The organism is Rhizobium sp. YJ-22 (assembly GCF_029601685.1).
In the GTDB taxonomy this organism is placed as follows: Bacteria; Pseudomonadota; Alphaproteobacteria; order Rhizobiales; family Rhizobiaceae; genus Metarhizobium.
This window is the reverse complement of record NZ_JARRIR010000004.1, coordinates 376,230-401,523: the sequence shown is the minus strand read 5'-3', so window position 1 is coordinate 401,523 and position 25,294 is coordinate 376,230. Positions and strand designations below refer to the sequence as shown.

Sequence of the window (25,294 nt, the reverse complement as noted above, 5' to 3'; positions counted from 1 at the left end):
TCAGTCGCCCATCCGGCTGGTTTCCGGCCGTCTGTCGTCTGGCCTGTTGTCTTCGGGGATATAGCGTTCCCAGCCGCGTGACAACAGATGCTCCTGCGGCAGGAAACGGGTCTTGTAATCCATCTTGTGCGACCCCTTGACCCAGTAGCCGAGATAAACATGCGGCAGGCCGAGCTGGCGGGTGCGGCGGATATGATCGAGGATCATCAGCGTGCCGAGCGATCGGTGGCCGAGCGTCGGATTGAAATAGGAATAGACCATCGACAGTCCGTCGCTCATCATGTCGGTCAGCGCCGCCGCGACCAGTTCGCCGCGCGCCAGCGGATTGACGCCGGCGCCTTCGGCGCGCACGCGATATTCGATGATGCGGGTGTTGACATGGGTGTCCTCGACCATGATCGCATAATCGAGCGCCGACATGTCCGACATGCCGCCGCGCTGGTGGCGGCTGTCGAGATAGCGGCGGAACAGCGCATATTGTTCGGTCGACGGCTGGGCTGGGTAATCGGTGGCGACCAGATCCTCGTTCAGCGTCAGCACCCTCCGCATGGAGCGAGTCGGCGAAAATTCGTCGGCGAGGATGCGCACGGAGATGCAGGCGCGACAGGCCTCGCAGGCAGGGCGATAGGCGATGTTCTGGGAACGGCGGAAACCGCCCTGCGTCAGCAGGTCGTTCATCTCGGCCGCGCGTGGGCCGACGAGATGGGTAAAGACCTTGCGCTCCATTTCGTGCGGCAAATAGGGACAGGCAGCCGGCGCCGTCAGGTAGAACTGCGGAGAAGGGGCGGCCTGGGTATTCATTGCAGCAGAAAAGGCTCCTGGAATTGTCTGATCTCTAATACCATGGCCTAAGATTAAAAAACGTCAACCATGCGCCATGAAAGATTGCGAAGCGAGGCATTCCGCTCCCGCCCTCGTGCCAGAAAGCAACAGTTTCGCGCTGAAATTATGACTGAGGCCGCCTGCCGGCACGGAATGAACCGCGCCGGCCGTTCCGACGGTCCTCAATAGGACCGGCGGATGACGGCTGTGCCGATCAGCAGGTCATGGACAAGGCGCGAACGCTCGGTAAACAGGCCGGCCAGCAGGATGAGCGGCGTCAACACTGAATTGAGGATCCAGAACAGCACCAGATGCACCAGCGCGGTCAGGAAATCGATGCGCTGGCCGTCGAGTCGGATCATCGCCAGTCCCATGAAGCGCATGCCGGGCGAAGCCTGCGCCTCCCCGCCGACGGTCAGGCCGAAATAGAGGGCCGCGACGACGAAGAACAGAATGGGATAGAGATAGAAGCCGAGCCCCAGCGTCACCAGGCCGAGGAAGAACACGACGACAGCAGCGGGAATGCACAGCAGCGCAACCGCGATGTAATCGAGAACGAAGGCGAAGACGCGCCGGCTCAGCACGCCACTATAGGCGCGCCAGTCTTCCGGTGCGGCAAGAGGCGGGTTGGGATTGACGCTCATTCCTGGTCTCCTGTGGAAAGCCGCTGGCGGCGGCTTCGCCGAAAAGTGTGTCTTTCCCTGATATGGTGTGGCGGCGCGAAAATGCAAAGGGGCCGGAAGGCCTTAACCTTGCCGCGCCAGTTTTTTCGCCACCTCGACGGCGAAATAGGTGAGCACGCCGTCACAGCCGGCGCGCTTGAAACAGAGCAGGGTTTCCATCATCACCCGCTCGCCGTCGATCCAGCCGTTCAGGGCGGCGGCCTTGATCTGGGTGTATTCACCCGAGACCTGATAGGCGAAGGTCGGCAGGCCGAAGGCCTCCTTGATGCGCCAGCAGATGTCGAGATAGGCAAGGCCGGGCTTGACCATCATCATGTCGGCACCTTCCTCGACGTCGAGGGCGGCGTCGCGCAGCGCTTCGGTTCCGTTGGCGGGGTTGATGTAATAGCTGTTCTTGTCGCCCTTCAGCAGGCCGCCGGTACAGATCGCCTCGCGATACGGACCGTAGAAGCCGGAGGAGAACTTCGTCGCATAGGACATGATTCCGACCGATTGGTGACCGGCGGCGTCCAGTCCGCGGCGAATGGCGCCGATGCGCCCGTCCATCATTTCCGAGGGCGCGATGATGTCGGCGCCGGCATCGGCCTGCATGACGGCGGCGCGCACCACCTGCTCGACCGTTTCGTCGTTGACGATTTCTTCGCCGCGCAGGATGCCGTCATGGCCATGGCTGGTGAAAGGGTCGAGCGCCACATCGGTGATGATGCCGATGTTGGGCACCGCCTTCTTGATGGCGGCGGTCGCCTGGTTGATGAGATTGTTGGCGGCGAGGCTGTTGGAGCCGGTCTCGTCGCGCAGGTCCATCTCGATATTGGGGAAGGTGGCGATTGCGGGGATGCCGAGATCGGCGGCTTCCTTCACCGCCTCGACCGCCTTGTCGATGCTCATGCGGTTGACGCCGGGCATCGCGGGGATGGGATCGACGATGCCGTTGCCCGGAACGAGGAAGATCGGCCAGATCAGGTCGTCGGCGGTCAGCCGGTTTTCCTGCACCATGCGCCGCGTCCAGTCGGCCTTGCGGTTGCGCCGCATCCGCCGATGCCCCGTGATCTGGTCCACCAGATGAGTCTTGTCCTGCATGATCGCCTCTGTTCGCATTCCGTTCGTCGCACCGTCACTGACGGCTGTCTCGATGCCTTGTATACCGGCTAACCCCTGCTTGCCCAACACGGAAGAGGTGACAAATCGTCCCGGAGCCGTATTCTCGCGGCCATGAATCGTGATTCCACCTCCGTGCCGCACCGCACGCTGGCGCAGTTGCTGTTCGTGATCTTCCTGCGGCTGATCGCGATCTCCTGCTTCTGGTTCGGGCTGCAATACTGGGCGATGCTGACGGGCTATTCGCTCGCCGGCCATGGCCGCTTCGACCTGTTGACTCTGCCCTGGAGGGCGGCCGCGACCGGCCTCGCCATCGCTTTTCCGGTCGCCGCACTTGGCTTGTGGCTGACGGTCTCCTGGGGACCGGTGATCTGGGCGAGTGCGGCAGGCGGCCAGATCCTGATGTATTCGGTCTGGCCGGACATCTTCGGGAAGAACCTCGTCGTGGTCGTCCTGCACCTGCTGGTGGCGCTTCTCTATACGGTTTTCCGCATCGTCTTGTGGCGCGAAAAACGCCGCGGACGCCAGAGGCTGGTAGGAGTTGATTTACCCTGAGACAAGGGTGGCAAACGGTAAGGCGCTGTTAAGGCTGCGGTTTAAGTAGAATTTTATGGGTATTCGATAGGGTGACCTCACAAGGCGGGAAGACATCGAACAAACACCGCCAAACAAAACAGTGAGGCAGTCATGAACACCAAAGTGAAACCGCAGGCCGTTGCCGTCGAAGCGCATGAAGACCCCATCCGCTCGCTCTATCTCGAATCCCTGCACCTCGTCGAACGCCTGCATCGCCGTCTGCTCGACGTCATCAAGGACGAATTCGACCGCCAGGGCCGCGACGACGTCAATGCCGTGCAGGCGCTCCTGCTCTTCAACATCGGGAATTCCGAACTGACCGCCGGCGAGCTGCGTTCGCGCGGATATTATCTCGGCTCCAACGTATCCTACAATGTGAAAAAACTGGTTGATCTCGGCTTCATCAACCACCAGCGCTCGCGCATTGATCGCCGCTCGGTCCGCATCAGCCTGACCGATGCCGGCCAGGAGATCGCCGAGACCGTCGCAAAACTCTACGATCGCCACATCGGCTCCATCGAAAAGGTCGGCGGCATCGGCAATGACGAGTTCGCCCAGATGAACAAGCTCCTCCAGCGTCTCGACCGCTTCTGGAACGACACGATCATGTATCGTCTGTAAGCGAAAGAGCCATTCCCGATCTGCGGCCGGGCGCGTCAGGCGTTTCCGGCCGCAGCGCGTTTCACGGCTTTGTCAGCGCAATGTGACCCCGCGCCTGAGCCATCTCCCGTTAAGCCGGTTGATCGGCAAAAGGTCAATAATCCTGCATAGTTACGCCTTTTTGGGCATGCCGCTGCGGCGGCTCGGCACGTGCTGATCGACACAAATGAGCCATATTGCTATGTCAGCGGCGGGACAGCAGGGCCAGGGGCGCGTGAGGCGCTTTGTTAACCATGGGATGGTATGGCCTGTTCTTCCGGTGCCTGTACGTAAACGATGGTAGGGATAATGTCGAAGAAAACCGAAATTGCAGCTTATTCGCGCCGCGCTTTCCTGCGCTCGGCGGCAACCGTCGGCGCCGCCGCCATGGCGGCTCCGGCATTCGCGCAATCGGCTCTCGATGATTTGATCAATGCGCCGCGCCGCGGCAACTGGGACGACCAGTTCGACGCCGCGGCGTCGGGCACGGCCAACGCGGCCGTGTCCAATAATCCCATCCTCGGAAACGGCGCCGTGCCGAACATCCAGCAGGCGATTTCCCGATACCAGCAGATCGTGTCCGGCGGCGGCTGGCCGACCGTGCAGTCGGCGCAGAAGCTGCAGATCGGTGTTTCCGATCCCGCCGTTCAGGCGTTGCGCCAGCGCCTGATGGTGGCAGGCGACTTGCCGCGCTCTGCCGGCATGTCGAATTCCTTCGATTCCTATGTCGATAGTGCCGTCAAGCGCTTTCAGGCGCGCCATGGCCTGCCGGCGGACGGCGTCCTCGGCGACTATTCGCTGAAGGCGATGAACGTGCCGGCCACCACCCGGCTCGGCCAGCTCAATACCAATCTGATCCGCCTGCAGACCATGTCGGGCGATCTCGGTCGCCGTTATGTGATGGTGAACATCCCGGCCGCCTATATCGAGGCCGTCGAGGATGGACGTGTTGCATTGCGCCACACGGCGGTCGTCGGCCGCGCCAGCCGCCCGACCCATATCCTCAATTCGAAGATCTATGAGGTCATTCTCAATCCCTACTGGACCGCGCCGCGCTCGATCGTCGAAAAGGACATCGTGCCGCTGATGCAGAAGGATCCGACCTATCTGTCGCGCAACAATATCCGCCTGTTCGACGCGCAGGGCCAGGAAGTTTCGCCCGAGACGGTGGACTGGCATGCGCCCAAGGCCCCGAACCTGATGTTCCGTCAGGATCCCGGCAAGATCAACGCCATGGCGTCGACCAAGATCAACTTCCACAATCCCAACAACGAATACATGCACGACACGCCGCAGCAGGGCCTGTTCAACAAGCTGATGCGTTTCGAATCGTCCGGCTGTGTGCGTGTGCAGAACGTGCGCGATCTGACGACCTGGATTCTCAAGGACACCCCCGGCTGGTCTCGCCAGCAGATCGAGAAGGTGATCAACGCCCGCGTCAACACGCCGATCAAGTTGGCGGTCGAACTGCCGGTCTATTTCGTCTACATCACCGCCTGGTCGGCCGACGACGGCGTCGTGCAGTTCCGCGACGACATCTACAACATGGATGGCGCATCCGAACTGGCCTTGCAGACGACCGCGGGCCAGGAACAGCCGGCCGGCTCCTTCTCCACCGAGGAGGATGCCCTGCCGCAATAAGCCGCAGGCCGCCAGCATGGCGTTTCGACAGGCCGGGTGTCCATCGCCCGGCCTTTTTGCATCCGGCGATGACCACGATCGTTGTTTGCGCTACAAATGTCGCTGGTCGTATTGCCCTCGCATCGCCGGCCCGCTAAGACGCCAAGCGCGCCATTCCAGTTCAGGGAGCCTTCCGCAATGTCGAACACCGATGCTTTCTTCACCCGCCCGCTGGCCGAAACAGATCCGGATATCTTCGGTGCCATCGAGAAGGAACTCGGCCGTCAGCGTCACGAAATCGAGCTGATCGCCTCCGAAAACATCGTCTCCCGCGCCGTGCTGGAGGCGCAAGGGTCGATCATGACCAACAAATACGCGGAAGGCTATCCGGGCAAGCGCTATTACGGCGGCTGCCAGTTCGTGGATATCGCCGAAGAGCTGGCGATCGAACGCGCCAAGAAGCTGTTTGGCGTCAATTTCGCCAACGTCCAGCCGAATTCCGGTTCGCAGATGAACCAGGCCGTCTTCCTGGCGCTGCTGCAGCCGGGCGACACCTTCATGGGCCTCGACCTGAATTCCGGGGGCCATCTGACCCATGGTTCGCCGGTCAACATGTCGGGCAAATGGTTCAATGTCGTTTCCTACGGCGTGCGCGAAAGCGATCACCTCTTGGATATGGACGACGTCGCCGAAAAGGCCCGCACCCACAAGCCGAAGCTGATCATCGCCGGCGGCACCGCTTACTCCCGCATCTGGGACTGGAAGCGCTTCCGCGAGATCGCCGATGAAGTCGGCGCCTATCTGATGGTCGACATGGCCCACATCGCCGGGCTTGTCGCCGGTGGCCAGCATCCGTCGCCGTTCCCGCATTGCCACGTCGCCACCACCACGACCCATAAGTCGCTGCGCGGCCCGCGCGGTGGCGTCGTGCTGACCAATGACGAGGATATTGCCAAGAAGATCAACTCGGCCGTCTTCCCCGGCCTGCAGGGCGGCCCGCTGATGCATATCATCGCCGCCAAGGCCGTCGCCTTCGGCGAGGCGCTGCAGCCCGACTTCAAGGATTATGCCGCGCAGATCGTCAAGAATGCCCGCACGCTGGCCGAAACCCTGAAGGCCAACGGTCTCGATATCGTCTCCGGCGGCACCGACAACCACCTCATGCTGGTCGATCTTCGCAAGAAGAACGCCACCGGCAAGCGCGCCGAGGCCGCTCTCGGCCGCGCCTACATCACCTGCAACAAGAACGGCATTCCCTTCGACCCGGAAAAGCCCTTCGTCACCTCGGGCGTCCGTCTCGGCGCCCCGGCCGGCACGACCCGCGGCTTCAAGGAAGCCGAGTTCAAGGAAATCGGCGAGCTGATCGTCGAAGTCCTCGACGGCCTGAAGGTGGCGAATTCGGACGAGGGCAATGCCGGTGTCGAAGCGGGCGTGCGCGAAAAGGTGCTGAAGCTCACAGGCCGCTTCCCGATGTACGGCTACATGGCCTGATCCATGCGCTGCCCGTTCTGCGGTTCGGAAGACACGCAAGTCAAGGATTCCCGGCCGGCGGAGGATGGCACGTCCATCCGCCGCCGCCGGATCTGTCCGGATTGCGGCGGGCGGTTCACCACTTTCGAGCGCGTGCAGTTGCGCGAGCTGATGGTGGCCAAGAAGACCGGGCGCAAGCAGCCCTTCGACCGCAACAAGCTGGTGCGGTCGTTCGAGATCGCGCTGCGCAAGCGCCCCGTGGACCGCGATCGCATCGAGCGCGCGGTCTCCGGTATCGTCCGCAGGCTGGAAAGTTCGGGCGAGACGGATATTCCTGCGGAAGAAATCGGCCTGCAGGTGCTGGAAGCGTTGAAGACACTGGATGACGTCGCCTTCGTGCGTTATGCCTCGGTCTATCGCGACTTCTCCCACGCCGAGGACTTCGAACAGGTGATCAAGGAAATCAACGCCAAGATCGGCCGGGACACCGGCTCGGACGCCTGACCGTCATGGATGGTGCAGGTCAGGACCGCCGCTTCATGGCGGCAGCGGTGCGTCTGTCGCGCTGGAATGCCGGGAATACGGCCACCAACCCTTCCGTCGGCTGCCTTGTGGTCAAGGATGGCGCCATCGTCGGCTCGGGCGTGACCGCGCCCGGCGGACGTCCCCATGCCGAGCCGCAGGCGCTGGCCATGGCCGGCGACAAGACGCATGGCGCGACCGTCTATGTCACGCTCGAACCCTGTTCCCATCACGGCAGGACGCCGCCCTGCGCCGATGCGCTGATTGCGGCCGGCGTCGCCCGCGTGGTGATCGGCGTTGCCGATCCCGATCACCGTGTCTGCGGGCGCGGCATCGCCATGCTTGAAGAGGCGGGCATTGCGGTCGAGACCGGCGTGCTGGAGGCCGAATGCCGCCATGCCTTGGCCGCCTACCTGATGCGCCAGACGAACAAGCGGCCCTATGTGACTCTGAAGCTTGCCGTTTCCGCCGATGGAATGATCGGCCGCGCCGGCTCGGGGCAGGTGGCGATCACGGGCCCGGTGTCCCGGGCGCAGGTGCATGCGCTGCGCGCCGAGACGGATGCGATTCTGGTCGGCATCGGCACGGCGCTGGCCGACGATCCCGAACTGACCTGCCGCCTGCCGGGCCTCGAAGCCCGGTCGCCGGTGCGCATCGTCGTCGATGCCAGGCTTGAGCTGCCGGCCGGGGGCAAGATGGCGCGCTCGGCGGGCCATGTGCCGGTCATCGCCGTTGCCGCCCCTGCCGTCGGCGAAAACGGCGGCGGTCGCCGCGCCGCGCTGGAGGCCGAGGGCGTCGAGGTGCTGGAAACCACCGATGTCGAAAGCCTGCTGTTCGGGCTGGCGACGCGCGGCATTTCTTCGCTGATGGTCGAGGGCGGCGCACGCGTCGCCCGCGCCTTCCTGGAGGCCGGGCTGGTCGATCGCATCCTCCTGTTTCGCGGCGCAGTCGAAATCGGCGCCGGCGGGGTTGAATCGCCTGTCGTGGCAAACGATATGCCAGCCGGCTTCACCCTGATCCGCTCCTATGCCTTCGGCAGCGATCGCTGCGACGATTATGAAAGGGCTTCATGAATGTTCACCGGCATTGTCACCGATATCGGCACGGTCGAGGCCGTCACGCCGCTGAGGCAGGGCATCAGGCTCAAGGTCGCGACGGCGTATGATCCCGCCGGCATCGACATGGGCGCCTCGATTGCCCATTCCGGCGTCTGCCTCACCGTTACAGGCCTGCCGGCGGAAGGCGACAACGCCCGCTGGTTCGAGGTCGAGGCCTGGGAAGAAGCGCTGCGCCTGACGACCATCGCGAACTGGCTGCCGGGCACCCGCATCAACCTGGAACGCTCGCTGAAGATCGGCGACGAACTCGGCGGCCATATCGTCTCCGGCCATGTCGACGGCAAGGCCGAGATCCTCTCGGTGACGGCGGAGGGCGACGCGACCCGGTTCCGCCTGCGCGCGCCGGAGCATCTGGCGAAATTCGTGGCGCCCAAGGGCTCGATCGCACTCGACGGCACGTCGCTGACCGTCAATGCGGTGGAAGACGTCGAATTCGACGTATTGCTGATCCGCCACACGCTGGAGGTGACGACCTGGGGAGAGCGCAAGGCCGGCGATTTCGTCAATTTCGAAGTCGACACCATGGCGCGTTACGCGGCGCGCCTCGCCCAGTTTCCGGCGACCCAGCCTTGAGCCACGAGGCCAGCGAAGCGTCGAAATGGGTCGTTTGGCCTGAAAAAGCTTGCAAAGCGCCAAGCGCCGTGTTTTCTCCGGCGCTTGGATCCTTGCGCATTTGCGCCGTTACATCATTGGATAATCTCACATGAGCTCGAAGCCCCACCTTCTCATCGTCGAGGCCCGCTTTTACGACGACATGGCCGATGCTCTGCTCGATGGCGCCAAGACGGCCCTCGAAGACGCCGGCGCCACCTATGACATCGTCACGGTTCCGGGCGCGCTCGAAATCCCGCCGACCATCGCCATGGCGCTCGACGGCGCCGACAATGGCGGCACGGAATATGACGGCTATGTCGTGCTCGGCATGGTCATCCGTGGCGAAACCTACCACTTCGATATCGTTTCCAACGAGTCGAGCCGCGCCCTGATGGATCTGGCCGTCAGCGAGTCGCTGGCCATCGGCAACGGCATCATGACCGTGGAGAACGAGGCGCAGGGCTGGGCGCGCGCCCGCCGCTCCGACAAGGACAAGGGCGGTTTCGCCGCCCGCGCGGCCCTACGCATGATCGAGATCAAGCAGCGTCTGGGTGGTTGAGGCCATGAGCAATCAGGAAAACGACAAGCCGGTCGTCAAGCAGGCCAACCAACGCGGCGCGGCGCGTCTTGCCGCCGTGCAGGCGCTCTATCAGATGGATGTCGGCGGCGCCGGCGTTCTCGAAGTCGTCGCCGAATACGAGGCGCATCGTCTCGGTCAGGAAGTCGATGGCGATACCTATCTCAAGGCGGATGCCGGCTGGTTCCGCTCTATCGTCTCGGGCGTTGTCCGTGACCAGAAGAACCTCGATCCGCTGATCGCCACGGCGCTGCAGGACGACTGGGCGCTGTCGCGCATCGACAGTACTGTGCGCGCCATCCTGCGTGCCGGCGTCTTCGAATTGCGCGAGCGAAAGGACGTGCCGGTCGCCGTCATCGTCACCGAATATGTCGAAATCGCCCACGCTTTCTTCTCCGAGGACGAGCCGAAGCTGGTGAACGCCGTGCTCGACCGCATCGCCCGCCAGGTGCGCGGCGATACGCGCAAATAAGGCAATTCCTCCCGCGCCCTGATCCTCTTGCCGCAAGACGGGGAGAGGGGACTTGCCCCAACGAGCCACGTTGTGTGAGAAGACCGGTGCGGCATATATCCTCGCCCCGTCTGCGGCGAGATGGCCGGCAGGCCGGATGAGGGGCAAAACGGCCGTGCATAAGCGATAGACGAGGGAGCGAGACTGCCGATGCTGAACAAAGCCGAAGCCATGGGCAGTACCGGTCTCGACGCGCAGCTGCGCATCGCCAAGCGGAATGTTCTCATTCTCACCGTGGCGCAGGCGATTCTCGGCGCCGCCCCGCCGCTCAGCTTTGCCGTCGGCGGGCTCGTCGGCTACCAGTTGCTCGGCGCCGACAAGTCGTTGGCCACCGCGCCGCTGACCGGCTTCAACATCGGCGTCGCCTGCGGCGCCATGCTGATCGCCTTTCTCTCCCAACGGATCGGGCGTCGCGCCAGCTTCATGCTGGGGGCGGCGCTAGCCGCCATCGGCAGCGCGCTGGCGGCGATTGCGCTGTTCCGGCAGGATTTCTGGATGTTCGGCGCCGCCCTGTTGGTCATCGGCGTCTCCTCCGGCTTTTCGCAGAAAATTCGTTTTGCGGCGGCGGATTCCTCGCCCTCCTTCTTCAAGCCGCGCGCCATTTCCTGGATTCTCGCCGGCGGCATCGTCTCGGCGGTGTTGGGATCGCAACTCGCCATCTGGACGCGGGAATTGCTGTCGCCTGTGCTGTTTGCCGGCTCTTTCGTGGCGCTGGTGCCCATCTGCCTGGTGGCGCTCGCCGTCTTTTCCCTGCTCGACCTGCCGGAAGTGGAAAGTCGCAAGCATGCCGTCGCATCGCGCCGGCCATTGCGCGAAATCATCCTGACCCAGCGTTTCCTGACCGGCATGGTTTGCGGCATTTCCACCTATGCGCTGATGACATTCATGATGACCGGCGCGCCGCTCGCCATGGTCATCGGCTGCGGCTTCTCCTCTGATCTGGCAACACTCGGCATTCAGTGGCATGTGCTGGCGATGTTCGCGCCGAGCTTCTTCACCGGCATGCTGATCAGCCGCTTCGGCACCGAGCGAATCGTCGCCATCGGCCTGGTCATTCTCATGGCTTGCGCGGTCGTGGCCCATGCCGGCATCGCTCTGTGGAATTTCTGGGGTGCGCTCATCCTGCTCGGCATCGGCTGGAATTTCGGCTTCATCGGCGCCACCTCCATCGTCGCGTCGAGCTATGCGCCGGAAGAGGCCGATCGTGTCCAGGGGTTCCACGATATCGTGCTGTTCGGATCGGTGGCGCTTGCCTCCTTCGCCTCCGGCAAGGTCTTCAACGCGTTCGGCTGGGAAGCGATGAACCTGATCATCTGGCCGATCACGGGCCTTTGCCTCTTTCTCGTGCTTCTCCTTTGGCGTTCCAAGGCCAAGGCCGGCGCGTAAGACGCGACTGACTATGTCATTTTTAAATAAGGCATATCGGCATTCGCAGGGCGCATAGCGCTTGAATGGTCGGGGCTTGACGCCGCAAGTTCCTGCACGCAATCTCGCCGCACACGGGAGTCCCGCCGGAGAGGAGCCGGCATGTCTGCCTGTGGGTGACGCCGGGAGAAGATCGCCCGGCCTTTAGGAGAGGACTAAGCGGAATGACCATTTTGTTTGGCGTTATCGCGTGCGGATTGCTCTCGGTAATCTACGCTATTTGGGCGACACAGTCTGTTCTTGCCGCTGACCAGGGCAATGCACGGATGCAGGAGATTGCCGGCTATATCCGGGAAGGGGCCCAGGCCTATCTCACGCGCCAGTATAAAACGATTGCGATTGTCGGTATTTTGGTTTTCATCGCCACCTGGTACCTGTTGTCGGGCGAGGCGGCCATCGGTTTTCTGATCGGTGCGGTTCTGTCCGGGGCGGCCGGTTTCATCGGCATGCATGTCTCGGTGCGCGCCAACGTCCGCACGGCACAGGCCTCGTCACATAGCCTGTCGGCCGGCCTCGATATCGCCTTCAAGTCCGGCGCGATCACCGGCATGCTGGTCGCGGGTCTCGCCCTTCTCGGCGTCTCGATCTATTTCTATGTTCTCACCGGCCCGCTCGGCCATGAAAGCGGCTCGCGCGAGGTGATCGACGCGCTGGTGGCGCTCGGCTTCGGCGCGTCGCTGATCTCGATCTTCGCCCGTCTCGGCGGCGGCATCTTCACCAAGGGCGCCGATGTCGGCGGCGATCTCGTCGGCAAGGTGGAAGCCGGCATTCCCGAAGACGATCCGCGCAACCCCGCCACCATCGCCGATAACGTCGGCGACAATGTCGGCGATTGCGCCGGCATGGCGGCCGACCTGTTCGAAACCTATGCCGTTTCCGTGGTCGCGACCATGGTTCTCGCCGCGATCTTCTTCGCCGGCGCCCCGATCCTGCAATCGGCGATGATCTACCCGCTGGCGATTTGCGGCGCCTGCATCATCACCTCCATCGTCGGCACCTTCTTCGTCAAGCTCGGTATCAACGGCTCGATCATGGGCGCGCTGTACAAGGGGCTGATCGTCACCGGCGTCCTGTCGATCCTCGGGCTCGGCGTCGCCACGTCGCTGACCGTCGGCTGGGGCTCGCTCGGCATCGTCGCCGGCCGTGACATCACCGGCACCAACCTGTTCGTCTGCGGCCTTGTCGGCCTCGTGGTCACGGCGCTGATCGTCGTCATCACCGAATATTACACCGGCACCAACAAGCGGCCGGTCAATTCCATCGCCCAGGCCTCGGTCACCGGCCACGGCACCAATGTCATCCAGGGCCTGGCCGTATCGCTGGAATCGACGGCGCTGCCGGCTCTCGTCATCGTCGGCGGCATCATCGCCACCTACCAGTTGGGTGGCCTGTTCGGCACCGGCATCGCCGTCACCGCCATGCTTGGCCTTGCCGGCATGATCGTGGCGCTCGACGCTTTCGGCCCGGTCACCGACAATGCCGGCGGCATCGCCGAAATGTCGCATCTGCCGCCGGAAGTGCGTCGCTCCACAGATGCGCTCGATGCCGTCGGCAACACCACCAAGGCCGTCACCAAGGGGTATGCCATCGGTTCGGCCGGCCTCGGTGCGCTCGTGCTGTTCGCGGCCTATGCCAACGACCTGCAATATTTCGCCTCGAACGGCGACAAATATCCATATTTCGCCGATGTCGGCACCATCTCCTTCGACCTGTCTAACCCTTACGTCGTCGCCGGCCTGCTGTTCGGCGGTCTGGTACCCTATCTTTTCGGCGGCATCGCCATGACGGCCGTGGGCCGTGCGGCGGGCGCCATCGTCGAAGAGGTGCGTCGCCAGTTTCGCGAGAAGCCGGGCATCATGCAGGGCACGGAACGGCCGGATTACGGCCGCGCCGTCGACCTGCTGACCAAGGCGGCGATTCGCGAGATGATCATTCCCTCGCTGCTGCCGGTGCTTGCGCCCATCGTGGTCTATTTCGGCGTGCTGTTGCTCTCCGGCTCCAAGGCCTCGGCCTTTGCCGCGCTCGGCGCCTCGCTGCTCGGCGTCATCATCAACGGGTTGTTCGTGGCGATCTCCATGACATCCGGCGGCGGCGCCTGGGATAACGCGAAGAAGAGCTTCGAGGACGGTTTTGTCGACAAGGATGGCGTGCGCCATGTCAAGGGTTCGGAAGCCCACAAGGCCTCCGTCACCGGCGACACGGTCGGCGATCCCTATAAGGACACGGCCGGCCCCGCCGTCAACCCGGCGATCAAGATCACCAACATCGTCGCGCTGCTGCTTCTGGCCGTTCTGGCCTGAAGCCAGGCCTTCAAGCAAAAGCCCCGCCGGAGCGATCCGGCGGGGTTTTGCTGGGAATGGAAAAGGCTTACTGGCCCTGCTGCGTCGGCCCGCCGAGAATGCTCTTGGCCATGCTGGCCGCGTTGCTGCCGCCGGAGAGCAACTGCTGCAGGAAGGTGAGATCCTTGCCGCCGGTCGGCGTGGTGCGCGAGATGTTGTCGAACACCTTGCCGTCCTTGAGCGTATAGTTGGCGCGCTGCGAGACGACGCCGTCCTTGTCGAAATAGATGGCGAGGACGCTCTGGTCGACCAGCTGCGGCTTCAGGAAGGCGGCCTGGCGCACGCGCTTCTGCGAGATGTAGTAGAAAACTTCGCCATCGAAGGTGCCGATGGTCGAGGGTGAGCCGAGCGACAGCAGCACCTGCTCGCGGCTGGCCCCGACGGGCGCCAGCGCCAGCGACTGTTCGTCGACGACATAGCCGTTGTTCATGACTTCGGTGGTGGAGGCGCAGCCGGTCACGCCGGCGCTAAGGAGCGCAACGGCGACAGCGGCGCTTTTTACAAATTTCGCGTTCGATTTCAAAGACCGCTTGTACGACGCCATGTTCCTAACCGTATCCCCTCGCTATGCCCGATCTGCCTCGGACCTGCTGCACAACCATTATGGCCATTCCAAGGACGGAGCAGCCGAGGCAAGGCTTTGCGATGCCGGTAACAACGGCATTGCAATTCGCGACTGCTTCGGTAAACCAGCTTTTGCAATCATGCAACAAGCGGCAGCATTGATCCCGGCGGTCGAGCCGATCAATTCTGGGAAATTTGATGATTTTCGGGCTTTTTCGAAAAAGAAACAACAATCGTTCGATCGTCGATCGGCAGTATGCGATCCTGACGGCGGCGGGCCGCGCGCCGGCTTTCTACACCGATATGGGCGTGCCCGACACGGTGATGGGCCGTTTCGAGATGCTGTCGCTGGTCTTTATCCTGTATTTCCGGCGCACCCGGGCCTCCGCGACCAGCGGCCAGGAGATCGCCCAGGAGATCGTCGATGCCTTTTTTCTGGATATCGACTACTCGATCCGCGAACTCGGGGTCGGCGACACCGGCGTGCCCAAGCGCATGAAGAAGCTGGCCGGCATGTTCTACGGCCGCCTCGAATCCTATGCCAAGGCACTGGACACGGGCGACCGCGAGGCGCTGGCTGCGGCATTGGCGCGCAACATTCATCCGCAGGACGGCGAAATGGCGCAACCGATGCGGCGGCTTGCCGATTGGGCCTTTGCCGCCGAGGCGGCGCTGGCGGTCGTCGACGAGGCCGACATCGCCGTCGGCTCGCTGCAAGTGCCATCGCCTGCCGAAGAGGAGAGCTGAGATGAACCAGATCAACGATACCCCCTTTTCCTATCTGGTGAAGGTCGGCCATATCTCCGCCAATCCGGTCTCCGTGCGGCTGGAGGCGAATGCGCAGGAGCGGGCGGGGCTCGCTCGCCTGTGGAACATCCTCTCCGTCGACAGCCTGAAGGCCGAGCTGCAGATTGCCAAGTGGAAGAAGGATGGCGTGCGCATCAAGGGCAGCGTGCAGGCGCGAATCGCACAAGCCTGCGTGGTGACGCTGGAGCCGGTGCCGGCCGAGATCGACGAGGCCATCGACCAGATTTTCGTGCCCGAAAATTCGCGACTTGCCCGCCGCATCAGCGAGGAAAGCAGCGAACTTCTGCTGGATCCGGATGGTGAAGACATGCCCGAACCGTTCGTCGGCGACACGATCGATGCCGGCGTTGTCGTGGCGGAAGCGGTCGCTCTTGCCATCGACCCCTATCCGCGCAAGGAAGGCATTGTTTTCGGCGATCATATCGAGGATGACGGCAAGAACGACAAGAAACCCAATCCTTTCGCCGTGTTGAAAGACTGGAAGAAAGACGAATAAGGCGTTCCAACGACAGCACGACGCTCTCCAGGCACTGGTCTTTCGTCACAATAGAGTTGTAAGCAGCGTCAAAACCGTTATTTTGGCCGAAAATTCGCCCGCCCGGGTGGAAAGAAAAAGGAATCAGGAACGCGTGGTCAGAATTTCCCTTGATGTCATGGGTGGCGATTTCGGTCCGGAAGTCGTCATCCCCGGCGCAGCCAAGGCGCTGGAGCGGCATCCTGATATCACCTTTCTGCTCTACGGAATCGAGGCGGATTGCCTGCCTCTTCTGGCCCAATATCCCAAGCTGCGCGATCGCTCGCGGTTTCACGCCAGCGAAGTTGCTGTCGGCATGGACGAAAAGCCGAGCCAGGCATTGCGCCGCGGCCGTTATGTCTCGTCCATGTGGCAGGCGATCGAAGCGGTGAAGAGCGGGGAGGCGGATGTCGCGGTCTCCGCCGGCAATACCGGCGCGCTGATGGCGATGGCGAAATTCTGCCTGCGCACCATGGCCAATATCGAACGACCTGCCATCGCCGGCATCTGGCCGACTCTCAAGGGTGAAAGCGTGGTGCTGGATATCGGCGCCAATATCGGCGCGGATTCGCAGCAGCTTCTCGATTACGCGTTGATGGGCGGCGCCATGGCGCGCGCCCTGTTCGAGATCGAGCGCCCGACCGTCGGCCTGCTCAATGTCGGCGTCGAGGAGGTGAAGGGCCTGGAAGAGGTGAAAGAGGCGGCGCGCATGTTGCGCGAGGCCAATCTCGGCACCATCGACTATGCGGGCTTCGTCGAAGGCGACGATATCGGCAAGGGCACCGTCGATGTCGTCGTCACCGAAGGCTTTACCGGCAATATCGCGCTGAAGGCGGCCGAGGGCACCGCCCGCCAGATCACCGAGCTGCTGCGCTCAGCGCTGCGCCGCACCTGGCTGTCGCGCCTCGGTTATCTGCTGGCTCGCAGCGCCTTCAACGTGTTGCGCGAGAAGCTCGATCCACGCAAGGTCAATGGCGGCGTATTTCTCGGCCTCAATGGCATCGTCATCAAGAGCCATGGCGGCGCGGATGCGGAAGGCTTCGCCGCCGCCATCGCCGTCGGCTACGACATGGTGCGCAACGGGCTGAACGACAAGATTCAGGAAGACCTCAGGAAATATCATGCAAAGCGTGTTCCGCCCGCCGGGCCGGAAGCGGCATGAGCGCGGAGTAGCACGAGAATGATCCGTTCAGTGGTTCGTGGTTTCGGGGCAGCGCTGCCGAAACGGGTAGTGACCAATCGCGAGCTGGAGGAGACGGTCGATACGTCGGACGAGTGGATCGTCCAGCGCACCGGCATCAAACAGCGCTACATCGCCGGCGAAGGCGAAACCACCGCCTCGCTCGGCGAAGCGGCGGCGCGCGCAGCTCTCGACAATGCCGGCCTGACGCCGGCCGACATCGACCTCATTATCGTGGCCACTTCGACGCCGGACAACACCTTCCCGGCGACCGCCGTGAACATCCAGAATCGCCTGGGCATGACCCATGGCTTCGCCTTCGACGTACAGGCGGTCTGTACCGGCTTCGTCTATGCGGTTGCTACCGCCGACGTCTATATTCGCGGCGGGCTGGCGAAGCGTGTACTGGTGATCGGCGCGGAAACCTTTTCGCGCATCCTCGACTGGACGGACCGCACCACCTGCGTGCTGTTCGGCGATGGCGCCGGCGCGCTGATTCTCGAAGCGGCGGAAGGTGAGGGCACGACCGACGATCGCGGCGTGCTGACCGCCAGCCTGCGCTCGGACGGTTCGCACAAGGACAAGCTCTATGTCGACGGCGGGCCTTCTACGACGGGCACGGTCGGCCAGTTGCGCATGGAGGGCCGCGAGGTCTTCAAGCATGCCGTCGGCATGATCACCGACGTCATCGACGCCGCCTTCGCGGCGACCGGAACCACCGCCGAGCAACTCGACTGGCTGGTGCCGCACCAGGCCAACCGTCGCATCATCGAGGGCTCCGCCAAGAAGCTTTCGATCCCGATGGACAAGGTGGTGATGACCGTCGACCAGCACGGCAACACCTCGGCCGCCTCCATTCCGTTGGCGCTGGCGGTAGCGGCCGGCGATGGCCGCATCAAGAAGGGCGACCTCGTGATGCTCGAAGCGATGGGCGGCGGCTTCACTTGGGGCGCCGTTCTGCTGCGCTGGTAAAGCAATCGCCAATATGTGGCGCGAAACAAGAGCTTGACCGTTTCCGACAAGGGAAATACTCTCAGCCCGATTTCACGATCATCACAAGAATGGGCGGAGAGCAATGGCCGGGAAAACAGTGACGCGCGCGGATTTGGCGGAATCGGTTTTCCGGAAGGTCGGGCTCTCGCGGACGGAATCGGCGGAACTGGTCGAGACGGTCATCGACGAGATCTGCAACGCCATCGTGCGCGGCGAAACGGTCAAGTTGTCCTCCTTCGCCACCTTCCAGGTGCGTGACAAGAACGAACGTATCGGCCGCAACCCGAAGACCGGCGAGGAAGTGCCGATCTCGCCGCGCCGGGTGATGACCTTCAAGGCTTCCAACGTGCTGAAACAGCGCGTTCTCAAGGCGCACAATGCCCGCAAGGCCAAGCAGAAGCCGCCGGTGCAGAACCCGGCCTCCTGAGCGCCTTACGATATTTCTGAGGACAAGCGGCGTAAACTGCTTGAATTTTCGCGTGTAAATCGTTGAAATGTGGACGATTGGTCGAGCGTGGTGTATAGCCATGAACGATGACGTGAGGGCAGTTCGCTTGGGACTGCAGGACAGAGGAATGGGCATTCCCTGCCGGAATGCCGGGGGTTTGTGAACGTTGGACAAGAGCCCGGACGCTTTTCGTACGATCAGCGAAGTCGCTGACGATCTGGATTTGCCACAGCATGTCCTGCGTTTCTGGGAAACCCGTTTTCCCCAGATCAAGCCGATGAAGCGCGGCGGCGGCCGGCGTTATTATCGGCCGGAAGATGTCGATCTCCTCAAGGGCATCCGCCATCTGCTCTACGATCACGGTTATACGATCAAGGGCGTGCAGAAACTCCTGAAGACCAACGGCAACAAATTCGTCGCCGCCATTGCCCAGGGCGATCTCGCAACGGTGGAGGCCCTGGCCGCCGCGGGTGATGACAATACGGCGCATCAGGAGCCGCGCGTCGCATCTCCGGAAGACGATCAGATCGTCGGCCGCGCCAAGCCGCCGATCAGCCGCCGTTTCTTCAGTTTTGTCGGTGGCGACGACGATACGCCGGAAATCTCGGTCGGCAAGGGCGCGATCGGTAAGGAAGACCGGGCCTTGCTGCAGGAAGCGCTCTACGATCTCCTGGAATGCAAGCGCCTCCTGGATCAGGTGCGCTGATCAGGCCGCCGGTGAAATCCCGTCACAGTCCGGGTTTTACAACAGGGGCGTCAGCGGCTTGGGGGCATCGCCAGGCTTGCCTTTCGGCGGCGGCTTGTCCGGAGGTGGCGGTTGACCGAGCGGCGGTTGGGGAGCGACGGGGCCGGTTGTGCCGGGACCGGAGCCGGGGATTGGGATGATTGGGTCGGGCATGCGACGCTCCTCGAATAATGGAGTATTACCCTCCCAACCACGCCCGCGCGCTTATGTTCCCGGGATGCGGACATGAAGGAGGGCCGGCAATCGCTGCCAGCCCTTTCGAAGCGTTTCTTGTGTAATCAGAATTTGACGCCGATGCCGAACATCACCTGATGCTGGCGTGCATCGACATCGAAACCGGAAATATTTTCGCTGCCATAATTGTTGAAGCGATATTCGGCGCGGCCGAAAACATTGTTCTGGAAGGCATATTCGACACCCGCGCCAACGGTGTAGCCGTCGAAGGTCGACTTGTCCTTGCCGACGCCCGGCACATCGACATAGCCGCGTGCCACCGTCCAGCCAGCGGTACCGTAGAACAGCAGGTTGTCCATGGCATAGCCGATGCGACCGCGAACCGAGCCGCTGAGTTCCGTGCCGGCGGTAACGCCGCCAATCAGATCCTCTTTGTTCCAGTTGTAGTTCAGATCGCCTTCGACACCGAGGACGATGTTATTGTCCATCTGGTAGTTATACCCGACGAAACCGCCGAGAATACCGCCGTTGAAACTTTGCGAATCGGAGAAACCGATGGTGTCGAAATCCGCCTTCAGCCAGCCGGCGCCACCCTGAAGACCGACGTAAGGGCCACTCCAGGTAAAGGGAGCGATAACAGGCGTTTCGGCAACCGGCTCCGGCGGCTGCTCGATGACGGCATCTGCGGCGAAAGCCGGGGACGAAAAGGCCAGCAGGCCCAGTATGGCGGCGATTTGCTTCATGGATTTGTCCCTCCAGGATGAGCAGGCCTCTTTCGAGAGGCCCCAATGCCAGCGACATGCGAAACCTAAACGGCGAATGTGGCCAAAAAGTTCCCCGCTCGGCGAGTGAATGCGGCAATGCCGCGACATTTTCGGGAAATGAACGCGGCCGCCGATCAAAAAGGCGGCCGCAGGGCGGGCTCAGGCGGCTGAAGGCAGTTCTTACCGGAACCGCGGCCGGCGTTCGACATTCATCAGCAGTTCGACGGCGGTCGCATACTCCCCGAACAGCGTGCGCAGGCGCCGCTCATTGTCGAGGTCGAGATTGTATTGCATGCAGAAGTCTCGAATCGGCCAGATCTGCCGCAGGGTTTCCTGTTCGAAGGCACTGGGATCGATATTGAACGACATGGTCACTTCCTCCCTGCACGCCTCAACTGGCGAAATGGGGATTTGTTCCCTGCGAAATCCAAGTCTCGTGTATTTTTCTCTGCAGGGGCAATTTGGCCCTTGCGCTTTCAGGCCGAAAGCCATAAACAACCCAAGCCTTTACGGCGGGTCGGGGTGTAGCGCAGCCCGGTAGCGCACTTGACTGGGGGTCAAGGGGTCGTCGGTTCAAATCCGGCCACCCCGACCATTTAAATCCTTGATTTCCCCATCAGTTTCCAGATGAAGCAATCGCTGCCCAAGGTTCCGGCGGAACCTTGACGGAGAAGCGCGTTACGCCTCAGCCGTCATTGGCGGCGTTAAGGTTTTCCGGGCGAATGCCGTCTTGAGAGGCCTGGTCCGTATGGCGTAAGCGCACGCCGATTCCGCCTTCCATGCCGCTATTATCGGCCAGAAAAGCAATGCCTTTTTCTTCCAGCGCATTGCGCAGCAGGCGCAGGATGTCGAAATCATGTTCCTGACCGGCTTCCGCCTGTTCGACGATCTCAGACGAAAGCCCGGCTGCGCTGGCGATGTCGTCGATCGTCAGTCCGAGAAGGGCGCGGGCGGCGCGGAGGTGGGCGGCCGTGATCATGCCTTTTCAACTAGCGCGGTATCGGCCGGCGTCAATGCCCTGATATCGCTGCGTTGCGGGACAAGCGTGCGATAGATCGACTCGATGCCATCGACCATTACCCCCAGCGCATAACGATGTTTGCGTCGACCGGCCTCGCGCGTGAAGGCGTGCAGGCTGTCCGGTGCGGCAAAAACCGCCATCGCGGCAGCCAGCGCCTCGGGGGCGTCGGTGTTCGGCACCAGCAGGCCGTTGAGACCGTCGTCCAGCACGCAGGCCGCCCCGCCGACATCGGTGAGGATCATCGGCTTCCCGGCGGCGGCGGCTTCCAGCATCACATAGGACATCGCCTCGTAACGGCTGGGCATGACCAGCGCATCGAAGGCATCCATGGCCTCGGTGCCGGGAATGCCGGGTTCGAGGTGGATGCGCGTGTCAAAGGGGGAGGCGGCGATTCGGGTGCGGACCTCGCTTTCCAACTCGCCGGCGCCGATCATCAGCAGATGGGCACAAGGGTGCGCGCCGGCGATGCGGTCGAAGGCATCGAGCAAGCGATTGGGCGCTTTTTGGTGTGACAGGCGGCCGACGAAGCCGTAAAGCAGCGAATCATGGGGAATGCCGAGCCGTTCGCGCAGGGCCGAGCCATGCCCGGTCGGTGGCGGGGTGACGCCGTTGACGACGGTTGCCAGCCGGCGTGCCGGGATCCCCAGGCTTTTCGCATGGGCCTGCTCGTCCTGCGAAACGCAGACGATACGGTCGGAGAGAAAGCGTCCGAGAAGACTTTCGATCGTGCCGAAGATCAGTCGCCCGGCGCGGCCGAGCGTCGGGTCCATGGTTCGGAAGGCATGCGGCGTATAGACGCGCGGGATATGGGAGCCCGGCAGGCGCAGGCGGGTGAGCGCACCAGCCTTGGAGCTATGGGCATGGATGGCGTCGAACGGGCCGTCGTCGCGGATGACGGCATTCAGCATCCGCCAGGCCTTGAAATCGGAAGGACCGGGGGCGCGGGTCATCGGCACGGCGTGCACGCCCGCAAGGTCGAGCGCCGAGAGTTCGCGCACGAAACGTTCCTCGGCGCGCAGCGGCGAATAGACGGCGACGACGCGGTGACCGCGTTCCTTCAATCCCCGGCAAAGATCGAGGAAATGCCGGCCGGAGCCGCCGCCGCTCGGTTCCAGAACCTGCAGAATCGACAGGGATTGCCTGGCCTTGTGTCGGGTCATGGAATTGCCGCGCTCCGGGAAAGGTTTCTCTGATGGCGCATTTCCAGCGCCCTGCAGCCCCAGACGATACCGAGCAGCAGGTAGAAATGCCGCCAGTGATCGGTGTCGATGACATTGCCGATCAGCACATGGCCGAGGATGACGATCCAGGAAATCATCAGATAAGGCTGCCAGTCGCGATGGCGCAGCAGGTATTTGAAGCCCGTCGATAGCGTCCAGATCATCATGGTGATGTAGGAAATAAAGCCGATCCAGCCGTAGGTGGTCAGCGATTTCAGCCAGATATTGTGTTCGTCCTCGGGGAAAATCTTGCTGAAGGTCATCGGACCGATGCCGAGCGGATGCTCCATCGACATCAGGAAGCCGATGCGGTGGCGCTCGAAACGGCCGAGATGGCCGGCGTCGTAATCCTGCTCCAGTTGGGCGCGGCTCGAAAACAGGTTCGAGACCTTTTGCGATTGCATCGCCCCGACGATGGCGCCGAACAAAACGATCACCGCCAACAGCGACAGCACGAGGATTTTTAAGCGGAAGGCGCCGGTGCGTTCCTTCAGCAGCATGATGAACACCATCAGGCAGGCGCAGAACAGGAACAGCGCCCAGGCGGCGCGCGAGAACGACAGGAAGATGCCAAGCACGATGACCAGCAGCCCGCCGATGCGCCACAGCGATTCGAGCGGCCGGCCGGTCAGCAGACCATAGACCAGATAGAGCGCCGGCGCGATCAGGAAGGGGCCGAAGACGTTTGGATCCTGGAAGGCGCCCATGGCGCGGTCGTAGCGCGTAAAGATTTCCGAGCCGGGAAAGGCATGGAAATAGCCGAGAATGCCGAGCAGCGAGGTGATGACAGCAGCCAGCACCCAGGCATTGAAGATGACCTTCAGCCGCGAGGCATCCCCCTCGATCACGGCGGCATAAAAGACCGAGGTCAGCGCCAGGAAGGTGGAGACGGCGAGATACATCGGCCCGACATCGAGATCGGCCATCACCGTCAGCGACAGGATGCCGCCGACATTGAACACCAGCAGCAAAGCGAGCAGCGGCGCGACATTGCGCGAGATACGCAAACCGCCAAGAAAGCCGACCCCGATCAGCGCCACATGGATCAGTTCATAGGGCGCCGGCTCCGAGATGACGAAGCCGGAGAGGAAAACGCCGCAGCCGACCATGAACGAGCCGATCAGCCGCAACGCGGCGCGCTGCGGCAGAAAAGGCAGGGCAGCGTGGTCGGCGAGCGCGCTCAATAGGCGTTTTCCGTGTTCAGCAGGCGGAAGGGGGTCAGGAACAGGATCTTCAGGTCGAGCAGCAAAGACCAGTTCTCGATGTAATACAGATCGTAGGCGGTGCGGAATTTGATCTTGTCGTCATTATCGACCTCGCCACGCCAGCCGTTGATCTGCGCCCAGCCGGTGACGCCGGGCTTGACGCGGTGACGGGCGAAATAACCCTCGACGACATCGACATAGAGCCGGTCGTGGGTCTGGGCGAGCACGGCATGCGGACGCGGGCCGACGAGCGACAGGTCGCCGCGCAGCACGTTGAAGATTTGCGGCAACTCGTCGATGGAGGTCTTGCGGATGAAACGGCCGACCGGGGTGACGCGCGGATCGTTCTTGGTGACGGCGTTGCGGGCCGTCGGGTCGCTCATCTCGGTATACATCGAGCGGAACTTGAAGACGTTGATGATCTCGTTGTTGAAGCCATGGCGCTTCTGCATGAAGATGATCGGCCCCTTGGAGGTCAGCTTCACGGCCAGTGCGGCGCCGAGCATGATCGGCCACAGCAGGGCAAGCGCGATCAGCGAGAAAGTGACGTCGAAGATGCGCTTGGCGACCGAATCCCAATCGCGAATCGGCCGGTCGAAGATATCGAGCATCGGCACCGCGCCGACCTTGGAATAGGCGCGCGGGCGGAAACGCAGCTTGTTGGCATGGGCGGCGAGGCGGATGTCGAGCGGTAACACCCAGAGTTTCTTCAGGAGTTGCAGGATGCGCGCTTCGGCGCTGAGCGGCAGCGAGATGATCAGCATGTCGATGCGGGCGAGGCGGGCGAACTCCACAAGTTCGGCGACGGTGCCGAGCTTGGGATAGCCGGCCACCATGGAAGGCGAACGGGTTTCGTTGCGGTCGTCGAAGATGCCGCAGATGCGGATGTCGTTTTCCGGCTGCTGCTCCAGCGCGCGGATCAGATCCTTGGCCGGCTGGCCCCCGCCGACGATGACGGCGCGGCGCTCCATGGTTCCGTTGCGGGCCCAGTGGCGAACGCCATAGGACACGAGGCTGCGCTCGACCGTCAGGTAGACCGCGCCGGTCACGAACCAGGCGACAAACCACAGGCGGGAATGATCGCCGCCGGATTTCAGCAGAAACAGCGCCAGCGCTATCAACCCGAAGGCGATGCCCCAGGCGCTCATCACCTTCGGCAGTGTCTTGAAGGAGGCGCGCAGAGCCTGCACCTGATAGGTATCCATGACATGCAGGAACAGCACGGCCGCACCCGCGCCGATCAGCATGAAAAGCAGGGTGAGCGGCGAAAACGGCGACTGCCAGGGATTGTACCAGGCATGGATGCCCATGCCGATCGCCAGCAGCGCGAGGAATTCCAGCAGCCGCAGTTGCCCGATGAGCAGGTTGGGCGTGTAGCTGGTCTGGCGAAACTGCTCGGCGATCTGGCGTGCAAAGGCATTGAGGGGAACGCTTTCGCTGGCCGGCGGCGCCTCGCTGTCGCGCACGGCGGCGGATTCCTGCCAAATCTTCTGGCGGATGGCCTCGAGATCGAATTCGTCAGACTTCTGGATTTGGTTCATCGCGTCCACCCGGTCCCTGCGGCATTGCCGGACTGCCTGAAGCCCGAAGGCGCGGCATTGCGCTTCCGAGCAGCATCTTGGGTTCGATCGATAGCAAAAAGGCCCTAAGAAACGCTTACGGCAG

At 62.7% G+C, this 25,294-nt stretch carries 27 protein-coding genes and 1 tRNA gene; 18 read left to right on the top strand and 10 right to left on the bottom strand.

The window, feature by feature from the left end:
- The 3 genes from P7F60_RS12540 to hemB form a co-directional block, all read right to left on the bottom strand.
- Positions 1 to 801, bottom strand: a complete 801-nt coding sequence (locus tag P7F60_RS12540) for an arginyltransferase (protein WP_277918058.1) — start codon at positions 799 to 801, stop codon at positions 1 to 3.
- 203 nt (positions 802 to 1,004) lie between these two features.
- Positions 1,005 to 1,466 (bottom strand): RDD family protein, encoded by a 462-nt coding sequence (locus tag P7F60_RS12535; RefSeq protein WP_277918057.1) that lies wholly within the window; start codon positions 1,464 to 1,466, stop codon positions 1,005 to 1,007.
- Between the two features lie 102 nt (positions 1,467 to 1,568).
- Entirely contained in the window at positions 1,569 to 2,585 is a 1,017-nt protein-coding gene (hemB, locus tag P7F60_RS12530) for a porphobilinogen synthase (RefSeq protein ID WP_277918056.1), read from the bottom strand.
- Between the two features lie 132 nt (positions 2,586 to 2,717).
- Here hemB and P7F60_RS12525 point away from each other — a divergent pair, with 132 nt between their 5' ends.
- The 11 genes from P7F60_RS12525 (at position 2,718) to P7F60_RS12475 (ending at position 13,955) form a co-directional block, all read left to right on the top strand.
- Complete coding sequence (locus tag P7F60_RS12525) at positions 2,718 to 3,158, top strand: DUF6163 family protein (RefSeq protein ID WP_277918055.1); 441 nt, start codon at positions 2,718 to 2,720, stop codon at positions 3,156 to 3,158.
- A 132-nt stretch (positions 3,159 to 3,290) separates the two neighbouring features.
- A complete protein-coding gene (locus tag P7F60_RS12520; protein WP_277918054.1) occupies positions 3,291 to 3,800 on the top strand; it encodes a MarR family winged helix-turn-helix transcriptional regulator in 510 nt (169 codons plus the stop codon).
- Between the two features lie 327 nt (positions 3,801 to 4,127).
- Complete coding sequence (locus tag P7F60_RS12515) at positions 4,128 to 5,459, top strand: L,D-transpeptidase family protein (RefSeq protein ID WP_277918053.1); 1,332 nt, start codon at positions 4,128 to 4,130, stop codon at positions 5,457 to 5,459.
- Between the two features lie 177 nt (positions 5,460 to 5,636).
- Positions 5,637 to 6,929, top strand: a complete 1,293-nt coding sequence (gene glyA, locus P7F60_RS12510) for a serine hydroxymethyltransferase (RefSeq protein ID WP_277918052.1) — start codon at positions 5,637 to 5,639, stop codon at positions 6,927 to 6,929.
- A gap of 3 nt (positions 6,930 to 6,932) precedes the next feature.
- Positions 6,933 to 7,412, top strand: coding sequence for a transcriptional regulator NrdR (nrdR, locus tag P7F60_RS12505; protein WP_277918051.1), 480 nt, complete (start codon positions 6,933 to 6,935; stop codon positions 7,410 to 7,412).
- Positions 7,413 to 7,417: 5 nt separating this feature from the next.
- Positions 7,418 to 8,503, top strand: a complete 1,086-nt coding sequence (ribD, locus tag P7F60_RS12500; protein ID WP_277918050.1) for a bifunctional diaminohydroxyphosphoribosylaminopyrimidine deaminase/5-amino-6-(5-phosphoribosylamino)uracil reductase RibD — start codon at positions 7,418 to 7,420, stop codon at positions 8,501 to 8,503.
- Positions 8,504 to 9,121: a riboflavin synthase gene (locus P7F60_RS12495; protein ID WP_277918049.1), complete on the top strand. Its 618-nt coding sequence runs from the start codon at positions 8,504 to 8,506 to the stop codon at positions 9,119 to 9,121.
- A gap of 130 nt (positions 9,122 to 9,251) precedes the next feature.
- The gene (gene ribH, locus P7F60_RS12490; protein ID WP_277918048.1) at positions 9,252 to 9,701 is read left to right on the top strand and encodes a 6,7-dimethyl-8-ribityllumazine synthase; all 450 of its coding nucleotides are present in this window, start codon (positions 9,252 to 9,254) and stop codon (positions 9,699 to 9,701) included.
- A 4-nt stretch (positions 9,702 to 9,705) separates the two neighbouring features.
- Positions 9,706 to 10,191, top strand: coding sequence for a transcription antitermination factor NusB (nusB, locus tag P7F60_RS12485; RefSeq protein WP_277918047.1), 486 nt, complete (start codon positions 9,706 to 9,708; stop codon positions 10,189 to 10,191).
- Positions 10,192 to 10,380: 189 nt separating this feature from the next.
- Positions 10,381 to 11,616 (top strand): MFS transporter, encoded by a 1,236-nt coding sequence (locus P7F60_RS12480; protein WP_277918046.1) that lies wholly within the window; start codon positions 10,381 to 10,383, stop codon positions 11,614 to 11,616.
- A 203-nt stretch (positions 11,617 to 11,819) separates the two neighbouring features.
- The gene (locus P7F60_RS12475) at positions 11,820 to 13,955 is read left to right on the top strand and encodes a sodium-translocating pyrophosphatase (protein ID WP_277918045.1); all 2,136 of its coding nucleotides are present in this window, start codon (positions 11,820 to 11,822) and stop codon (positions 13,953 to 13,955) included.
- 67 nt (positions 13,956 to 14,022) lie between these two features.
- Here the strand turns inward: P7F60_RS12475 and P7F60_RS12470 are convergent, their stop codons facing one another.
- Positions 14,023 to 14,538 carry an outer membrane protein assembly factor BamE gene (locus P7F60_RS12470; protein ID WP_277918044.1) on the bottom strand — a complete coding sequence of 172 codons (516 nt, stop codon included), beginning with the start codon at positions 14,536 to 14,538 and terminating at the stop codon, positions 14,023 to 14,025.
- A 218-nt stretch (positions 14,539 to 14,756) separates the two neighbouring features.
- Between P7F60_RS12470 and P7F60_RS12465 the strand changes: the two genes are divergently transcribed.
- The 6 genes from P7F60_RS12465 (at position 14,757) to P7F60_RS12440 (ending at position 19,206) form a co-directional block, all read left to right on the top strand.
- Positions 14,757 to 15,305 (top strand): ubiquinol-cytochrome C chaperone family protein, encoded by a 549-nt coding sequence (locus P7F60_RS12465; RefSeq protein WP_277918043.1) that lies wholly within the window; start codon positions 14,757 to 14,759, stop codon positions 15,303 to 15,305.
- 1 nt (position 15,306) lies between these two features.
- The gene (locus P7F60_RS12460) at positions 15,307 to 15,861 is read left to right on the top strand and encodes a YceD family protein (protein ID WP_277918042.1); all 555 of its coding nucleotides are present in this window, start codon (positions 15,307 to 15,309) and stop codon (positions 15,859 to 15,861) included.
- Positions 15,862 to 15,994: 133 nt separating this feature from the next.
- Entirely contained in the window at positions 15,995 to 17,041 is a 1,047-nt protein-coding gene (gene plsX / locus P7F60_RS12455) for a phosphate acyltransferase PlsX (RefSeq protein WP_277918041.1), read from the top strand.
- 18 nt (positions 17,042 to 17,059) lie between these two features.
- A complete protein-coding gene (locus tag P7F60_RS12450) occupies positions 17,060 to 18,031 on the top strand; it encodes a beta-ketoacyl-ACP synthase III (protein WP_277918040.1) in 972 nt (323 codons plus the stop codon).
- A 103-nt stretch (positions 18,032 to 18,134) separates the two neighbouring features.
- Entirely contained in the window at positions 18,135 to 18,479 is a 345-nt protein-coding gene (locus P7F60_RS12445) for an integration host factor subunit alpha (RefSeq protein ID WP_277918039.1), read from the top strand.
- A 187-nt stretch (positions 18,480 to 18,666) separates the two neighbouring features.
- A complete protein-coding gene (locus tag P7F60_RS12440) occupies positions 18,667 to 19,206 on the top strand; it encodes a MerR family transcriptional regulator (protein ID WP_277918038.1) in 540 nt (179 codons plus the stop codon).
- A 317-nt stretch (positions 19,207 to 19,523) separates the two neighbouring features.
- On the opposite strand, the gene P7F60_RS12435 is transcribed toward P7F60_RS12440, so the two are convergent.
- Together P7F60_RS12435 and P7F60_RS12430 are read right to left on the bottom strand one after the other, a co-directional pair.
- Complete coding sequence (locus P7F60_RS12435) at positions 19,524 to 20,162, bottom strand: outer membrane protein (RefSeq protein WP_277918037.1); 639 nt, start codon at positions 20,160 to 20,162, stop codon at positions 19,524 to 19,526.
- A gap of 201 nt (positions 20,163 to 20,363) precedes the next feature.
- Complete coding sequence (locus P7F60_RS12430) at positions 20,364 to 20,552, bottom strand: hypothetical protein (RefSeq protein ID WP_277918036.1); 189 nt, start codon at positions 20,550 to 20,552, stop codon at positions 20,364 to 20,366.
- A gap of 149 nt (positions 20,553 to 20,701) precedes the next feature.
- On the opposite strand from P7F60_RS12430, the gene P7F60_RS12425 reads away from it, so the two are divergent.
- A tRNA-Pro gene (locus P7F60_RS12425) sits at positions 20,702 to 20,778 on the top strand.
- Positions 20,779 to 20,868: 90 nt separating this feature from the next.
- Here the strand turns inward: P7F60_RS12425 and P7F60_RS12420 are convergent.
- The 4 genes from P7F60_RS12420 to P7F60_RS12405 are packed head-to-tail and all read right to left on the bottom strand — an operon-like array spanning position 20,869 to position 25,170.
- Positions 20,869 to 21,162, bottom strand: coding sequence for a DNA-binding protein (locus tag P7F60_RS12420; RefSeq protein ID WP_277918035.1), 294 nt, complete (start codon positions 21,160 to 21,162; stop codon positions 20,869 to 20,871).
- Positions 21,159 to 22,364 (bottom strand): glycosyltransferase family 4 protein, encoded by a 1,206-nt coding sequence (locus tag P7F60_RS12415; RefSeq protein WP_277918034.1) that lies wholly within the window; start codon positions 22,362 to 22,364, stop codon positions 21,159 to 21,161. Before P7F60_RS12415 ends, P7F60_RS12420 begins: the two co-directional genes overlap by 4 nt.
- Complete coding sequence (locus P7F60_RS12410) at positions 22,361 to 23,608, bottom strand: O-antigen ligase family protein (protein WP_277918033.1); 1,248 nt, start codon at positions 23,606 to 23,608, stop codon at positions 22,361 to 22,363. The genes P7F60_RS12415 and P7F60_RS12410 overlap by 4 nt, the downstream gene beginning before the upstream one ends.
- Complete coding sequence (locus P7F60_RS12405) at positions 23,605 to 25,170, bottom strand: undecaprenyl-phosphate glucose phosphotransferase (protein ID WP_277918032.1); 1,566 nt, start codon at positions 25,168 to 25,170, stop codon at positions 23,605 to 23,607. Before P7F60_RS12405 ends, P7F60_RS12410 begins: the two co-directional genes overlap by 4 nt.
- Positions 25,171 to 25,294: the final 124 nt, after the last annotated feature.

Coding starts and splice junctions, on each gene's coding strand:
- P7F60_RS12540 (WP_277918058.1), bottom strand. CDS start 801: ATGAATACCCAGGCCGCCCCTTCTCCGCAGTTCTACCTGACGGCGCCG.
- P7F60_RS12535 (WP_277918057.1), bottom strand. CDS start 1,466: ATGAGCGTCAATCCCAACCCGCCTCTTGCCGCACCGGAAGACTGGCGC.
- hemB (WP_277918056.1), bottom strand. CDS start 2,585: ATGCAGGACAAGACTCATCTGGTGGACCAGATCACGGGGCATCGGCGG.
- P7F60_RS12525 (WP_277918055.1), top strand. CDS start 2,718: ATGAATCGTGATTCCACCTCCGTGCCGCACCGCACGCTGGCGCAGTTG.
- P7F60_RS12520 (WP_277918054.1), top strand. CDS start 3,291: ATGAACACCAAAGTGAAACCGCAGGCCGTTGCCGTCGAAGCGCATGAA.
- P7F60_RS12515 (WP_277918053.1), top strand. CDS start 4,128: ATGTCGAAGAAAACCGAAATTGCAGCTTATTCGCGCCGCGCTTTCCTG.
- glyA (WP_277918052.1), top strand. CDS start 5,637: ATGTCGAACACCGATGCTTTCTTCACCCGCCCGCTGGCCGAAACAGAT.
- nrdR (WP_277918051.1), top strand. CDS start 6,933: ATGCGCTGCCCGTTCTGCGGTTCGGAAGACACGCAAGTCAAGGATTCC.
- ribD (WP_277918050.1), top strand. CDS start 7,418: ATGGATGGTGCAGGTCAGGACCGCCGCTTCATGGCGGCAGCGGTGCGT.
- P7F60_RS12495 (WP_277918049.1), top strand. CDS start 8,504: ATGTTCACCGGCATTGTCACCGATATCGGCACGGTCGAGGCCGTCACG.
- ribH (WP_277918048.1), top strand. CDS start 9,252: ATGAGCTCGAAGCCCCACCTTCTCATCGTCGAGGCCCGCTTTTACGAC.
- nusB (WP_277918047.1), top strand. CDS start 9,706: ATGAGCAATCAGGAAAACGACAAGCCGGTCGTCAAGCAGGCCAACCAA.
- P7F60_RS12480 (WP_277918046.1), top strand. CDS start 10,381: ATGCTGAACAAAGCCGAAGCCATGGGCAGTACCGGTCTCGACGCGCAG.
- P7F60_RS12475 (WP_277918045.1), top strand. CDS start 11,820: ATGACCATTTTGTTTGGCGTTATCGCGTGCGGATTGCTCTCGGTAATC.
- P7F60_RS12470 (WP_277918044.1), bottom strand. CDS start 14,538: ATGGCGTCGTACAAGCGGTCTTTGAAATCGAACGCGAAATTTGTAAAA.
- P7F60_RS12465 (WP_277918043.1), top strand. CDS start 14,757: ATGATTTTCGGGCTTTTTCGAAAAAGAAACAACAATCGTTCGATCGTC.
- P7F60_RS12460 (WP_277918042.1), top strand. CDS start 15,307: ATGAACCAGATCAACGATACCCCCTTTTCCTATCTGGTGAAGGTCGGC.
- P7F60_RS12450 (WP_277918040.1), top strand. CDS start 17,060: ATGATCCGTTCAGTGGTTCGTGGTTTCGGGGCAGCGCTGCCGAAACGG.
- P7F60_RS12445 (WP_277918039.1), top strand. CDS start 18,135: ATGGCCGGGAAAACAGTGACGCGCGCGGATTTGGCGGAATCGGTTTTC.
- P7F60_RS12435 (WP_277918037.1), bottom strand. CDS start 20,162: ATGAAGCAAATCGCCGCCATACTGGGCCTGCTGGCCTTTTCGTCCCCG.
- P7F60_RS12430 (WP_277918036.1), bottom strand. CDS start 20,552: ATGTCGTTCAATATCGATCCCAGTGCCTTCGAACAGGAAACCCTGCGG.
- P7F60_RS12420 (WP_277918035.1), bottom strand. CDS start 21,162: ATGATCACGGCCGCCCACCTCCGCGCCGCCCGCGCCCTTCTCGGACTG.
- P7F60_RS12415 (WP_277918034.1), bottom strand. CDS start 22,364: ATGACCCGACACAAGGCCAGGCAATCCCTGTCGATTCTGCAGGTTCTG.
- P7F60_RS12405 (WP_277918032.1), bottom strand. CDS start 25,170: ATGAACCAAATCCAGAAGTCTGACGAATTCGATCTCGAGGCCATCCGC.